The sequence below is a fragment of the Pedobacter cryotolerans genome, assembly GCF_005116475.1.
GTDB classification, from domain to species: domain Bacteria; phylum Bacteroidota; class Bacteroidia; order Sphingobacteriales; family Sphingobacteriaceae; genus Pedobacter; species Pedobacter cryotolerans.
Genome location: NZ_SWBO01000004.1, coordinates 465,143 through 479,933, shown reverse-complemented (window position 1 = coordinate 479,933; position 14,791 = coordinate 465,143). Strand labels below are relative to the sequence as shown.

The 14,791-nt window shown below is 37.6% G+C and carries 15 protein-coding genes; 6 read left to right on the top strand and 9 right to left on the bottom strand.

Features of this window, described 5'->3' with window-relative positions; translation table 11 throughout:
• Window positions 1-18: 18 nt before the first annotated feature.
• From FA045_RS09980 to FA045_RS09970, 3 genes are read left to right on the top strand one after another with little or no spacing between them, the layout of a single operon-like run.
• Window positions 19-663, top strand: coding sequence for a hypothetical protein (locus tag FA045_RS09980; RefSeq protein ID WP_136876917.1), 645 nt, complete (start codon window positions 19-21; stop codon window positions 661-663).
• An 18-nt stretch (window positions 664-681) separates the two neighbouring features.
• Window positions 682-1,944 carry a PQQ-dependent sugar dehydrogenase gene (locus FA045_RS09975; RefSeq protein WP_136876916.1) on the top strand — a complete coding sequence of 421 codons (1,263 nt, stop codon included), beginning with the start codon at window positions 682-684 and terminating at the stop codon, window positions 1,942-1,944.
• A gap of 33 nt (window positions 1,945-1,977) precedes the next feature.
• Window positions 1,978-2,472: a cupin domain-containing protein gene (locus FA045_RS09970; protein ID WP_136876915.1), complete on the top strand. Its 495-nt coding sequence runs from the start codon at window positions 1,978-1,980 to the stop codon at window positions 2,470-2,472.
• Window positions 2,473-2,511: 39 nt separating this feature from the next.
• On the opposite strand, the gene FA045_RS09965 is transcribed toward FA045_RS09970, so the two are convergent.
• From FA045_RS09965 to FA045_RS09930, 8 genes are all read right to left on the bottom strand, one after another.
• A complete protein-coding gene (locus FA045_RS09965) occupies window positions 2,512-2,988 on the bottom strand; it encodes a cupin domain-containing protein (protein WP_205943132.1) in 477 nt (158 codons plus the stop codon).
• Between the two features lie 10 nt (window positions 2,989-2,998).
• Window positions 2,999-3,745 carry a carboxymuconolactone decarboxylase family protein gene (locus FA045_RS09960; RefSeq protein WP_136876913.1) on the bottom strand — a complete coding sequence of 249 codons (747 nt, stop codon included), beginning with the start codon at window positions 3,743-3,745 and terminating at the stop codon, window positions 2,999-3,001.
• A 5-nt stretch (window positions 3,746-3,750) separates the two neighbouring features.
• On the bottom strand, window positions 3,751-4,380 hold the full coding sequence (locus FA045_RS09955; protein WP_136876912.1) for a flavodoxin family protein: 630 nt from the start codon (window positions 4,378-4,380) through the stop codon (window positions 3,751-3,753).
• An 11-nt stretch (window positions 4,381-4,391) separates the two neighbouring features.
• Window positions 4,392-5,438, bottom strand: coding sequence for an alpha/beta hydrolase (locus tag FA045_RS09950; RefSeq protein ID WP_136876911.1), 1,047 nt, complete (start codon window positions 5,436-5,438; stop codon window positions 4,392-4,394).
• 128 nt (window positions 5,439-5,566) lie between these two features.
• A complete protein-coding gene (locus FA045_RS09945) occupies window positions 5,567-6,649 on the bottom strand; it encodes an alpha/beta hydrolase (RefSeq protein ID WP_136876910.1) in 1,083 nt (360 codons plus the stop codon).
• On the bottom strand, window positions 6,642-7,094 hold the full coding sequence (locus tag FA045_RS09940; RefSeq protein WP_136876909.1) for a cupin domain-containing protein: 453 nt from the start codon (window positions 7,092-7,094) through the stop codon (window positions 6,642-6,644). Before FA045_RS09940 ends, FA045_RS09945 begins: the two co-directional genes overlap by 8 nt.
• Before the next feature lie 31 nt (window positions 7,095-7,125).
• On the bottom strand, window positions 7,126-8,109 hold the full coding sequence (locus FA045_RS09935; protein ID WP_136876908.1) for an aldo/keto reductase: 984 nt from the start codon (window positions 8,107-8,109) through the stop codon (window positions 7,126-7,128).
• 9 nt (window positions 8,110-8,118) lie between these two features.
• Window positions 8,119-8,964, bottom strand: coding sequence for an aldo/keto reductase (locus tag FA045_RS09930; protein ID WP_136876907.1), 846 nt, complete (start codon window positions 8,962-8,964; stop codon window positions 8,119-8,121).
• A gap of 145 nt (window positions 8,965-9,109) precedes the next feature.
• Here FA045_RS09930 and FA045_RS09925 point away from each other — a divergent pair, with 145 nt between their 5' ends.
• Window positions 9,110-10,006 (top strand): helix-turn-helix domain-containing protein, encoded by an 897-nt coding sequence (locus tag FA045_RS09925; protein ID WP_136876906.1) that lies wholly within the window; start codon window positions 9,110-9,112, stop codon window positions 10,004-10,006.
• 359 nt (window positions 10,007-10,365) lie between these two features.
• On the opposite strand, the gene FA045_RS09920 is transcribed toward FA045_RS09925, so the two are convergent.
• Window positions 10,366-11,148, bottom strand: coding sequence for a haloacid dehalogenase type II (locus FA045_RS09920; protein WP_136876905.1), 783 nt, complete (start codon window positions 11,146-11,148; stop codon window positions 10,366-10,368).
• 848 nt (window positions 11,149-11,996) lie between these two features.
• Between FA045_RS09920 and FA045_RS09915 the strand changes: the two genes are divergently transcribed.
• Both FA045_RS09915 and FA045_RS09910 read left to right on the top strand, forming a co-directional pair.
• Window positions 11,997-12,185: a hypothetical protein gene (locus FA045_RS09915; protein ID WP_136876904.1), complete on the top strand. Its 189-nt coding sequence runs from the start codon at window positions 11,997-11,999 to the stop codon at window positions 12,183-12,185.
• Between the two features lie 681 nt (window positions 12,186-12,866).
• On the top strand, window positions 12,867-14,783 hold the full coding sequence (locus FA045_RS09910; protein ID WP_136876903.1) for a sialate O-acetylesterase: 1,917 nt from the start codon (window positions 12,867-12,869) through the stop codon (window positions 14,781-14,783).
• The last annotated feature ends 8 nt before the right edge of the window (window positions 14,784-14,791 follow it).

Sequence of the window (14,791 nt, the reverse complement as noted above, 5' to 3'; positions counted from 1 at the left end):
CTAAATTAAACTCATTTTATGAAACAGCATTTAAAATCCAATAAACTTTTTTCAAATAAGGCCAGAACAGTTACCGTTCTAACTATCTTATTTTCATTTATTATATTAATGGGTTTCAGTTTTGAAAACCACTCATTGGTTACTGTTGCAAAAACCGAAAAGGCTGTAATTGATAGCGTAACCTCGGTAAAAGCATTCCAGCAGGTGTATCGCGTACTGATGAGTCCGCGTTGTATGAATTGTCATCCTGCTGGTGATGTTCCATTGCAGGGCGATGATAGTCATTTACACGCCATGCTACCCAAAAGAGGACTTGACGGTAAAGGTTTAAATGCGATGAAATGTAATAGCTGTCATCAGCCAACCAATACGCCAGGGCTAAATACTCCTCCGGGAGATCCAAACTGGCATTTGCCTCCAGCAAATATGAAAATGGTTTTCCAAGGTAAAACCCCATCTCAATTGGCAAAACAGTTGGTTAATCCAAAAACTAATGGAAATAAAAACATGAAGCAATTAATTGCCCACGCAGATGATGGTCTTGTTTTAGCAGGATGGAACCCAGGCGAAGGTCGCACGCTCCCACCATTAAGCCATGCAGAATTTAAAAAAGCATGGATAGAATGGATTAAAACTGGAGCTGTTGCCCCAAAAGATAAATAGTTCATAAACCAAAGCAATATGGAACAGAACTTAATTAAAAGCTTGCGTTTTATTATCATTACAACGGTATGTGTAGTTCTAGTTTCATGTAGCAAGAAAAAAGAACCTGAGGTTGAACCGCCAGTAGAAGTACCTACCAATCCTCCTGCTTCGACTGGTTCGGTAGAGACCAATCCGGCTAACAGTAATTATCGCCCTGCGTTTACGGGGCAAACTCGTATTGGTAGGGTTACCACAACTACTGCAATCAGTAGAACTATCGTTACTTCATCATTAACAGCTCCTTGGGGCATAGTGGTTATGCCAGATGGTAGATTTTTGGTGAATGAAAAGGCGGGTAGAATGCGTATTGTTACCGCTACTGGAAATGTCGGTTTACCAATTAACGGACTTCCAACGGTAAATTCATGTGGTCAAGGCGGATTATTGGGTTTATGTTTAGATCCTGATTTTAGCACCAACAGAATGGTGTATTGGTCATATTCCGAACTTGGCACTGGTGGCAATGTTTCTGCTGTAGCTAAAGGCAGACTAGCTAATGATGAGCTTTCATTGGCAGGAGTTACCGTAATTTTTAGGGCAAGTCCGAGATATTCAGGTGTTAACCATTACGGTGGTAGGGTAATATTTGATAGAGCAGGTAATTTATTTGCAAGTATTGGCGAACGGGCAGACAATTCAACCAGAATTCAGGCACAATCGGTTACTGCATCTATTGGCAAAGTGGTAAGAATAACTAAAGATGGGTCGGCAGTAACAGGAAATCCTTATTTAAATCAAGCTGGAGCACTACCAGAACTATATTCAATTGGCCATAGAAATCCGCAGGGCCTTGCTATCCACCCAATTACTGGAGAAATTTGGCAAAGTGAGCATGGGCCACGAGGTGGTGATGAAATCAATCGCATACAAGCAGGTGCAAATTACGGCTGGCCGACTATCACCTACGGTTTAGAATATAGCGGACAACCAGTGCTAACGGGCATACAGCAACAAAGCGGAATGACCCAACCAGTTTATTACTGGGATCCCGTGGTATCTCCAAGTGGAATGACTTTTTATAATGGAAATAGAGTTCCCGAATGGCAGAATAACCTATTTATTGGGGCTTTAAGTGGACAACATATTGTTCGCTTAGTAATAACAGACAATGTAGTCACCGGAGAAGAACGTTTATTGGCTAGCGAAGGTCAACGCTTTAGAGATGTAACCCAAGGTGCTGATGGTGCACTTTATGCAATTACCGATCAAGGAAGATTGTATAAGATAGATCGCCAGTAATTAATATCAGTAACAATCAAATCAATTTTAGATATGAACTCCAAAAAAATAATAGTTAATACTTCGAGTTATCTTACATTGGTTATACTCATCATAGTATCATTTTCATCAATCGTAAATGCACAGGTAATACAGGATAGTGTAGCTACTCAACCTAGAAGACAAAGTGGCGGATTTTTTACTGGCGGCAACGCTGCTGTGAGCTGGATATCATCACCTCCAGAAATAAATAGCGGTGTAGCGAAAGTAAGTTTCCCAGCAGGTGTTAGAACTATTTGGCACGCTCATGCAGGTGGGCAAATCATCGTAGTTGTATCTGGTACAGCGTGGTACCAAGAAAAAGGTAAGGCTAAACAAATTATTCTACAAGGTGAAGCTGTTGTTTGTCCACCAAACGTAATGCACTGGCATGGAGCATCTGCAGATGCTCCAATGGTTCATACCGTTGCTACCCCCAATTTAAATAAGGGCGGTGCAACGAGTGGAGATCCCGTAACCGAACAAGAGTATAGGGCTCCGGTAAATTAATTTTATGTTTTTCTACTCCAAATGGAAACATTTTGAGATTTAATTTTTAAGATATTCCTCATCGCTAACATCTTTAATCCATTCTGTTGGGCCTTTTTCTCTCCCAGTAATGGCCACCTGAATAAAATCTTCAGTAGCACTTGCGCCATGCCAATGGGCAATATTTGATGGGCATTTTACAACATCACCCTTCTTCAAAATTTTCTTGGTACTACCCTCCTCTTGGTAATAACCTTCGCCACTTATGGCCAAAATTATCTGTCCTGCCGGATGGGAATGCCACTTAGTTCTGGCTCCAGCTTTAAATGTTACGCTACCAACACTGTTCTGGTTTACACTATCGCCTTCAACCAATGTTTTCAGCCATACATCGCCAGTAAAATTTGTATTGGTAATTTTTTCACCCTTTGCAAAAACTAAATCTGTCTCCGCATTTGATGCATTGGGTTTAGTACCACAACTTGCTATTAACACAGCTAAGGTTAACATTCCAAGTATCGAATAGCTCTTATTCATTTGTTTCATATTAATTATTCTTTTTGGTATTGTAATTTTTAAGCACGTGATTGAGTACATTTTGTGCAGCTGCGCCATGTTTCTCTCCTAAATTTAACTGGATTAGCTTAACAAACTCTTGAAGTTTGGTTTGGGATAGGCCTAAATTTAAGCAGATATTCATGTGAGAAGTTAACATCGGTTCTGCCTCGCCAATGCCAGCAATTACCGAAATAGTTACCAATTCTCGATCAAGAAAACTCAACAAATCACGATCAAATAAATCTGCAAACAGATGTTCTTTTAAAAAAACTTCAATCTCTGGTGCGAATGCTGCATAACCGGTTTTAGGTCCTTTTTCCTTAACACCAGTTAGTTTTTCTAAGTTTTGTTTGCCGCGTTCATATTTACTGGTAGTATCGGTCAATACCGTTGCAACTGGTCCTTGTAAATCGTTTAAGCCTTTTGTTTTTCTATCGGCCACGACTTTCATTAAAGTCTGTAGACCTCTTAAACTTCTAGGAAATCCGGCATAAGCGTACAAATGCATCATTGCCTCTTTTGCTTCATTAACAGAAAGTTTAGCATCAAGAGCAGCATGCATACTGGTTTCTAAATTCTTAAGATCGCCTTTGGCCGCAAAAGCAGAAATTGTGATTAAGCCTTTTTCTTTTGCTGATAAATTTTCTACTGATACTTGCATTTGCTGACCATTTGCCATAAAGCTAAAGCTGATGATAAACAAAAGCATAGCTGATGTGAATATTTTAAATTTCATATTTTTTATTTTAACTGGCCAATTTTCTTTAACCAAGTGGTAATTTCTGTTTGCGACTGCTTAAGTTTATCTCCCTCCATAACAAAAAGAATTCCATCGCGTTCAATTCCTCCTTTTGTAGAAAAACCTTCTAATATTTTACTTTTTGGAGCTAGTGATTTTATGGTTTCAAATGTACTTCCGATACCATAACCAGCATTCGAATTAAATGGAATTAAAGTCTTTCCGCTTAAATCATTGTTCTTTAAGAAACTTTTCATTGGCGGTGGCAATTGCATACCCCAAGTTGGAAAGCCAAAATAAATAATATCATATTTATTAACATCTACTTTTGTAGCAAGAGCTGGAAGATAGCCACTTTCATTTTCTTGAGCTACCTGAGCTACAATAGCCTGATAGTTTTGAGGATATGGATTTTGCAGTTCTAACGCCACCAAATCGCCACCTACATTTTTATGGATAAATTCTGCCAATGTTTTAGTATTATTTGTCCTGGATAGGTAAAGCACTAGAATTTTACTTGATGTTTGCTCAACTGTTTGAGGCTGTGGCTCAACCTGTGCGTTGCTGCAACCCGTAAAAAAACAAAACATTACCGTGGTTAACAGCATAATATAAACATTTATCCTTCTCATTTTTTGTGGTTTTAAAGGTTTTTACCAAAAAAATCTACCAATTTAGCCACCGCTTTGTTAACGTATTCAGGTTTCCAATAGGTTTCAATGTGCGTGGCTCCATCTATCAAAAACAGCTCTTTAGATTTTGCATTTACAGCTTTAGGGAAAGCTTCATCTGTCATATATTTTGTATCGGCTTTGCTTCCGGCCATCATTAGCAGCGGCTGATCAATTAAATCCATGTTTGTAGCGGCATCCCAAGTCATCAAATCCATTAAACTGCTTTTGGTATATAAAAAAGTAGAATTTGGATGGGCATGGGTTCTGTAGTAATATTGGTACCCTTCGCGATAAAGATCGGTAGTAGTTTTGGAAATTTCCTCGTCTGTAATTGTGGCTACACCTGCAAAGCTTATTTTACCACTGGCAGCTGCTAAAGCTCTTGCTGCTGATGCCTCTTTTAAACGAGTTTGTATAGTACCTAGTTGCGAGTTCTGGAAACCGTTTCTTCTAACCTCACCAGAATTGAACATGCTTAATGTGGCAACAGCTTTTAATCTTTTATCAGATTGACTTGCTTTTAGTGTGTAACCACCCCCGCCACAAATTCCAAATACGCCCAATCGGTTTGCTTCTACCCCTGGAAAGTTGGCTATAAAATCGGCCATGCCACGAATATCTTCAGTACGGTAAAATGGCTTATCGGTATGGCGGGGTTCGCCACCGCTTGCGCCTTGAAATGCAGCATCTGCAGCTATTGTAATGTAACCGGCTTCTGCCAAACGTTGTGCATATAAGCCCGCTGTTTGTTCCTTTATACCTCCGTTTGGATGCGCTACTACAATTGCAGGATACTTTTTACCAGCATCGTAATTTGCAGGAGTGTATACATTTGCCGCTATTTCAATTCCATTTAATTTATAGGTAACGGATTGGATATTTACCTTACCTTTTATATTTTGTGTTATCGCATCACCGTAAACTAAGCCAAAGGGATTTGTAACCTTGTTTTGGGCAGAAGCTGTGAAAGTTACAGCCATCGCTATTGCAGTTATTAATAATCTTGTTCTTTTCATTTTATCTGTATTTTGTTAAAAACTCTTCTGCTTTTTTACTTAACAGGATGAAGTTTTATGTTGCTATACAAATGTCGGTAAGCGTATTGGTGTACAGGGTAAACATATTACAGGTATTGCTACCATTATTACCTATCTAGTTTTTTCTCTATTAACCAATCAGCTAAATGAGCCGCAACTTCCATATTATTTAAATCTGAAAATGGAAAATGGGTATTGCCCATAATGCCAACTTCGGGCAGATGTACTACGGTTGCATTGCCGCCATGTTTATTGATTGTCGCTGCCCAAAGCTTAGCCATTTCTAGTCCGGAACGCCAATGATCTGAGTTCCATATTTTCGTTGGCTCTTTGGCGATGTTATCTCCATAATATACCACGATTGGAATTTTGGTAAGCTTCATGAAATCACTTAACTCAATTTCTGCTCCTTTCAATTCACCAAACAATCCCGATGATTTGATTGGTGCGGGAAGCTCGCCTTTTGGGAATACGAAACCGCTATAAGGCTCATAGGCAACAATAGCTTTTACATTTGCATTTTTTATGGCAGTAGACCAGCCTGGCCCACCACCTTGTGAGTGAGTTACCAAAATTCCCTGCCCAATTTTATCAAACAATTTCGATATGGCATCAGCAATAACATTTTGATCAAACGCACCAGTATTAGGCGTCATTTGTCTGTAGAACTGCTCTAGCGAAGCCGCATCTTTTGGAAACTGTACACCCGGAAAATAGTCTGGATAATTACCCAGCCTAAACTGCGTAAACCAAAATTGTTCATCGTAAGTTGTAGCAAGTTCTGCTCCAACTGTTGCTTTTCCGGCTTCGCCACGTCTCGGTTGGTCTAACAAATAGGTAGCATAACCTTTCCTTAAAAAGATATTCTGAAATCCATCACGTCCATCTGGCGTAGTTTCCCAAGTCTTTTTTGATTGCCCAGCACCATGTAAAAATACAAGTGGATATTTTTTGGCATTAACTGGTACTTGATAAAACGCATAAGCATGATCTCCATGTAAGGTTTGTCCGGCTGGTTCCAATGCCTTTTGAACATCAAAATTTCCGGGTTTAACAAGTTTGGTTCCACCTACGGCAAAACTGCCCTGCGTTATAATTTGCATCGGCTCTTTGCCACTCTGTTGACTTCTAACATCACATGCCGATAAAAGCAGTATAGCAGAACTTAATAGTGAACATATTCTAATCATTGTTATACTCCTTATCTGTTACTTTTTTCAACCAAATCGTTTTTCCTTTTTCTGCCGGAGATGTAGCAACATAGGTTACACCCTTTTCCGGAGTTGCACCATGCCAATGCTCAACTCCAGGCATACATTTAATTACCTCGCCAACCTTCACTTTACGTTTAGGCTGACCTTTTTCTTGGTAATAACCTTCTCCATCAGTAATGATCAATATCTGACCTCCCGGATGAACATGCCAATCTAACCTAGCAGCATGGTTAAATATAGCCACAGAAGTACCATAGCTAAATACACTGTCGGCTGGATTAAGCTCAGTAAGCCAAACGTTTCCTGCGTGATGCACATTTGGTGCTTTTTCTCCTTTAGTAAAAATCGCTTTTTCTTGCATTTCTTCTTTGCATGCCGTTAAGACAGCTAACAGACACAATAGGAACAAAAAATTTCTCATAATTTAACTGTTTAAAATTTTACTCAACTACTTAACGACCTATCATTTTCTGGCTTTGTTGGTTGTATCGGTGCCCTTGTACCTCAATTGTTTTTAAGGCCGTATTAATTTCCTGCAATTCATTGGCCGACAATACAACATTAACCGCTCCAAAGTTTTCTTCCAATCGCTGTAGTTTTGTAGTGCCCGGAATTGGAACAATCCATTCTTGCTGTGCCAGCAACCAAGCGAGGGCAATTTGGGCAGGAGTTGCATTTTTTCCTGCTGCAATACTTGTCAAATGATTTACCAACACCTGATTTGCCTTTCTGTTCTCTTCAGAAAAACGTGGAACAGAATTACGGAAATCATTCTCATTGAAACTGGTTTTTTCATCTATTTTTCCCGTCAAAAAGCCTTTTCCCAGTGGACTGAAAGGAACAAAGCCAATACCAAGTTCGGTTAGGGTGGGCAGTATTTGTTGTTCAGGCTCTCTCCACCACAAAGAATACTCACTTTGTACAGCCGATATTGGCTGTTCTGCGTGTGCGGTACGGATAATGTCTGCTCCAGCTTCGGATAAGCCAAAATATTTAACCTTACCTTCATTTATTAAATCTTTTACCGTACCTGCAACTTCTGCTATCGGAACATTCGGGTCTACCCTATGCTGGTAAAACAAATCAATCGCATCAACTTTAAGTCGAGCTAAAGAAGCTTCTGCAACAGCTCTTATGGTTTGCGGGCGACTATCTAATCCTTCAGCTGTTTTAGCATCCTTAAAGCCAAATTTTGTGGCAATAACCACCTTATTTTTATAGGGCAATAAAGCTTCCCCTACAAGTGTTTCATTTGTATAAGGCCCATAAACCTCGGCAGTATCAAAAAACGAAACGCCCATTTCTACAGCTTTTTGAATTAAAGCAACGGCCTCACTTTTATCTGTAGCTGAGCCATAACCAAAACTCAAGCCCATACAGCCCAACCCCATGGCAGATACTTCTAAACCCTGCGTACCTAATTTTCTATTTTCCATAATTAAAATCTATAATTTCCTTTCGCCTAACCATTTAACCATTGCCGGATCGCGATGATCAAAAAAACTACTTTCTTTAGAATCTAAAGCGGTTATCGCATCCATATCTGCAGTACTTAACTCAAAATCAAAAACATCAAAATTTTCTTTCATGCGTTCTTTACGTACAGATTTTGGAATGGCAACGATGCCTCTTTGCGTTAACCATCTTAAAACTACCTGAGAAATCGTTTTTCCATATTGTAAACCAATATTTCGTAAAAGCTCGTTTTCAAAAAGATTATTTTTTCCCTCGGCAAAAGGTCCCCAAGATTGTATTTGTATGTTGTTTTCTTTCAAGAAATCATGTGCTAGCACTTGTTGATGAAAGGGATGGGTTTCGATTTGGTTAACCGCCGGAATAATGTCGTTATGGGTAATCAAATCCATTAATCGATCAGGCTGAAAATTGCTCACCCCAATAGCTTTGATTCTGCCCTCTTTGTAAAGTTTTTCCATAGCTCTCCACTCGCCATAAACATCCCCATAGGGCTGATGGATCAGGTAAAGGTCAAGATAATCTAACTGCAATTTCGCCATTGAGCTTTCAAACGCCTCAATGGTTCCCTCATAACCCTGAGATTGGATCCAAAGTTTTGTAGTGATAAAAAGATCTTCCCGAGCTACGCCACTTTTTTTAATGGCGTTACCAACGGCTTCTTCATTGCCATAAGCTGCAGCGGTGTCAATTAATCTGTAACCAACATCAATAGCATCTAGTACACTTCTTTCACATTCTTGCAGATCAGGCACCTGAAATACGCCAAATCCTAATATTGGCATTTCCAGCCCGTTATTTAATTTAATTTTTTCCATTTTACTTTAAATATTTATGATTACAAAGATCGGCTTGATGTTGAGTGCATTATTATACATATTACCGCTTTTGCTACCAATATTACCTTTGCCGCAATTTTGAGTTACAGATTATGTAGCTTTACCTTAGTAAACAACAAAAGGCATGGAAAAAGTTTTCAATTTTAATACAGTTAGCGAATACAACACCTTCAACAACCACGAAACATTGCACCCGTTGGCCAGTGTAATAGATTTTTCTAAGGCTGAGCCAAGAACCGGTTCTAAAATGAACTTCGAACTTTTTTGTATCTTCTTAAAGGATGTAAAATGTGGTGACCTGAAATATGGCCGTCAGAATTACGATTATCAAGCAGGTACTTTGGTATTTGTCTCTCCTGGGCAAACTATAGATGTAGAGAATAAAGTTGATGTTTACCAACCTGTAGGACATGGCGTTGTTTTCCACCCCGATCTTTTGCGTGGAACCTCTCTTTCTGCAAGCATGGCTGATTATAATTTCTTTAGCTATCATACCAATGAAGCCTTGCATCTTTCGGCAAAAGAAAGGCAACTGGTTTTAGATCTGTTTGATAAAATAAATGCAGAGCTGTACCAATCTGTTGATAAACACAGTAAAAAATTAGTAGCTTCTACCATTGAATTATTGCTTAATCACTGCGAAAGATTTTACGACCGCCAATTCATTACCAGAGATATTGTAAATAAAGGTATACTTGAGCGTTTTGAAGATTTGTTGAACGGTTATTTCAAATCTGAAAAACCTTATTCGATAGGTGCACCAACTGTAGCATATTGTGCCGAAGAACTCCATTTCTCTGCCAATTATTTTGGCGACATGATTAAAAAGGAAACCGGGAAATCTGCACAGGAATTCATCCTGAATAAGATTATAGAAGTTGCGAAAGATAGAATATACGAAAGTGACAAAACTATTAATGAAATTGCTTTTGAACTAGGTTTTAAATATCCTCAGCATTTTACAAGATTATTTAAACAGCGGGTTGGAAAAACGCCTAATGAGTATAGGAGTTTGAATTGACAGTTTCCGCATTATAAAAAATTCACTTTTAAAAACTTATAAAGCACTTAAGGCGCCGACAAAAAATGCCCTCTTCATTAATAAATGGAGTGGGCATTTCTTTTGTCGTTACAGCTTAATTTAAAGCTTCTACACCATTTTGAGCGAAACTAGTGCATAAATCAAATGCGGTTTGACTTTTTTGTAAACCAGTTCCGTACATAATGGTGGGGGTTATCCTAAAAGTGGCCACTTCTTTTTATCCAAAGTAGCCACATATTAAGCTCCAAAGTGGTCAGCTCATTTCGGTCAAAAGTAACCACTCGGCACCAGTCATACCTGATGAATTTGATCTCTCAAATGATTTCTTCACGACTCATTTATTTACTAGTTAATTCACGAGCTAACTCCAAAAGATTAGGATTATCTAATTCAGGTGTAGGTGCAAGTGGAAATAACTGTTGCCCCTTACGGCTGATAAATGCTGCTCTCCAACCAGCCCATAAAGCTCCTGCAATATCCCACCCGTGAGCAGCAATAAGCATACAGTTTTGATTTTCCGTTTTCATCTTTCTTGCTGCCCAATGATATACATCTAAATCAGGCTTGAACTTGCCAAAATCTTCAATACTCACCTGCTCATCAAAAAAGGAGTCTATCTTGGCGTTCTTTAACTGCTGTTGTACTGCATACTTCGATGAATTGGTAAATGAAACCAATTTGTATCCATCATTTTTTAGCAAACTAAGGGATTGCTCTACCTCTGGGTGAGGTTTTAAAGATAAGATAGGTTGGACTGCTTTTTTAGCTTGTTCTTCCGTAAGTATAATATCATTGCTCTTGGCAACCATTAAAAGTGTTGCCACCCCAATAGCGCCAAAATCTCGATATTGATTTGAAACAGAAGTAACCATTGAATACTGAAGCATAGTTGTAAACCACAACGTTGCTAATTCACGCTTACCGCCAAGGATTTCTGCAATTGACAATTTTAGCGGTTCTAAATCCAATAGCGTTTCATTGATATCAAAGAACAATATTTCAGGTTTCACTATTGTTTTTACAGGATTACTTAACGTAGCAAAAGCTAAGTTTGGCAATACCGCACCGGTAGCACCAATTGTGCAAGCATTTCTCAAAAAATTTCTTCTATCTGTTTTCATTAAAGTTTATTTTAAAATATTCTGTGAAGAATGTTTTTGTTTTTAAAGATCTATTTTAAAAAGTTGATGTATTCTGTCAAGGCAAATACATATTCATTAAAAATCTGATCATCATTGTACAACTTGCGTATACCGCGAACACCCTCAAAAGCACAATCAGGTAACTGCGACCGATATTGAAATCACATTTTTCCGAATTCCTCCTGCTCTTTTACCCTTCTCTATCAAAGCCATTAATGCCGCCTTCCATTCTTCAATAATTCTCCGTAATGCAATCTGATAGGCTTTTTGAAAAGTCCAGTTAGCTTGGTGCATTTTATTGATTTTAAGTCCTGGGGTACATAAGTTCCTTTTCTTTAAATTAAAAGAACTTATTTGCCATTAGCAATGATAGCTCTTACCCTGCTTAATGATTCTGCGGTTATGCTTAAATAAGATGCGATATACAAAAGCGGAATTCTTTTGGCAATGCTTGGTTGGGCAGCAATCAGCTCCAGATATCGATCTTTTGCAGGTTTACTTTCTCTAAGGGCAACCCTACGCTGCGATGAAACAATATGAATTTCACGATTATACGTTTCCTGCGCAATAACTCATATTATGCACTTGCAAACAAAAAATCAATACCTTAAATTAGTATTCAATAAATAACCGTTCTTTTAAATATCGCTTGGGCAGGGATAGCCCTATTGTGTTTCATTGATGATCATTCATAGATGAAGTATAGATCAAGTAGGGATCAAGTATAGATGAAGTACTGTAATAGTACTAATCTTGCAAATCACTTCATTGGTCAAAATAGAGCTATGGCACCTCCAAATCTGTTGCGGGCACAAAAAACCTAAAACATGAAAAGAGTATGCATTTATCCGAAAGATGTTAGCTTATTAACAGGGAAAAGTCTAAGGCACGCACAAAAAATATTGCAAGATTTAAAGGTGGCACTTAAAAAATCAAAAAATCAGTTCATAACCATCGAAGAATTTGCAATCTACTCCGGCATCGATAAAGCCACTGTAGAAAAATCTTGTGCATAACACCCTAAAACTTTATCCACAACAAAACCCGCCCTCATCCCCGGGTTTTGTTTTAAAGGCAATTTTTAGAAAGTAAAGAAGATCAATTGCAGATAAAAAACCTTACTTTGAATATTCAAAGTACAGATTATACTACTAAAGAGAACAGTTTGAAATCTACCAACCAGCAGGAGTACTTAAAACTTTTAAATCACTTTTTGTTAATTACACGACCTATAATTAAGGATTTAGAGAGAATAAGATTATTTTCCATATAAAAGGTGAGTCTGGGGTAAAAAAATTAAGTCAAAAAAGACACTTAACTCATTATAATACAATGTTTTAAATAACTAAACATCTTGATTTTAAAAATTAAGTCTAGAATTAGGCTGCTCGGTGCTACTGCAGGTGGAAAGGTCCTAAAAAGAAAAAACCCTAATCGGGCTGAACAGTTTGAAATGGAACAGGGTGGATACTTCACTGAAATACACAGTCTATATCACAGTCATTCTGTAAAACCACTCATAAAACTGATCTCACAGTAAAAATATGTAATAATTTTAAATAACACCAATTAATAAAATCTTATTTCGTGTACGATAACTTATACATAAATTTACTAAAAACTAGGTAAATATTAAATCTATTGTGGTATAATTGTAATAGTATCCTTAACCAATTATAAACCACATTTCTTTTGATATGAAAAAGGCATCATTTAGTTTCATTTTCAGCCTATTTATCATTTTTTCGGCAACAGCCGAAATTAAACTACCAGCATTAGTTAGCAACGGAATGGTACTACAAAGAGACCAAAATATTAAAATTTGGGGTTGGGCAAATGTTGACGAACAAATTACCGTTACTTTTAAAAATAAGAAATACACTACAAAAGCTAATTCACAAAAAGAATGGAGTGTAAATATAGAGCCTCAAAAAGCAGGTGGTCCGTTTAAAATACTCATCAATACTATTGAAATTAATGACTTACTAATTGGCGATGTTTGGTTGTGCTCTGGCCAGTCTAACATGGAAGCGGTAATGAACAGAGCGAACATTAAAGCGCATTATCCGCAAGTAATTGCAAGCAGTAATTATCCAATGATTAGACAGTTTACGGTAAAAAGAGACATGGCTTTTAATCTATTAGCTGATGTAACGAGCGACAAAGGTTGGGTTGCAGTAAATCCTACTACAATTTTAGATTTTTCGGCAGTTGCTTTCTTTTTTGTTAGAGATTTATACGAAAAGTATAAAATACCTATTGGCATTATCAATTCGAGTGTTGGCGGTACGCCTATACAATCGTGGGTAGATAGAGAAGCGATTAAAAATTTACCAGCTTATTACCAAATTGCTCAAAAGCTAAAAGATACAGCAGAGGTTTCACGAATTTTAAAAGCACATCAATTAAAAACTGAAAGTTGGTATAAATCTATTAAAGAAGATGACTTAGGTGTAAACGAAAAATGGTTTTTACAAACGGATAAAGATGGTGCTAATTGGGAAGAAATTGCAAATTTATCAAAATTAGATAAAGCGATTAAGCTCCCAAAATATGGCTCAATTTGGTTCAAAACAACCATTAATATTCCAAAAGAGTTAGCTCTTAAACCTAGTACGCTTTCTTTAGGGATGATGCATACCGAAGATGAAACTTATGTAAATGGCCAAAAAGTAGGTAGCATAAATAGTGGTTATACTGACCGCAATTACCAGTTAAAGGCTGGTCAATTAAAAGAAGGAAAAAATATTATAACCATCAGATTAACAAGCCCAACTACAGGAATTAGCTTTAATGCAAAAAATAACTATCAACTTAAATTCCAAAACGATTCAATTGCTTTAAACAATGCTTGGAAGTATAAATTTGGTATTGAAAAAGAGCTTTTACCTCGAGGTAATGGCTTATCGCAGCATAGCCCAACGGCTTATTATTATGCAATGATAAAACCTATGGCAAACTATGCTATAAAAGGAGTTACATGGTACCAAGGTGAGAGTAATACGCCAAAACCAGAAGAATATGAAGGTTTACTAACCTCATTAATTAAACTTTGGAGAGCCGATTGGCAGCAAACAAATTTACCATTTTTGTATTTACAACTTGCCAACCATTCGCCAAGTGGCACAGAACCAGCAATAAGTAATTGGGCTTTGTTAAGGGAGGCACAGCAGAAAGCTTTAAAAAATCCAAATTCTGCAATGATAGTTACGCATGATATTGGCGAAAAAGACGATATCCATCCGCGTAATAAATTAGACGTTGGCAAAAGATTAGCATTGGCAGCCAGAAAATTAGCTTACCATGAGCGTATTGTTTATTCCGGTCCAACATACAAGTCGATGCAAATTGCTAACAATCAAATTATTGTTTCTTTTAATCATGTTGGCCGTGGATTAAAGTTTATAGGTGAGCAATTAAATATGTTTACCATTTCTGCAGATGGCAAAAATTTTGTTAAAGCCGAGGCTAAAATAGTAGGCAGTAAAGTGGTAGTATGGAGCAAATCTATTGCCAAACCAATAGCAGTTCGCTATGCATGGGCAAATAGTCCAGATGGAGCTAACCTTTACAATATGAACGGCTTACCTGCAGCAAGTTTTAAAAGTAATTAATCATTTAA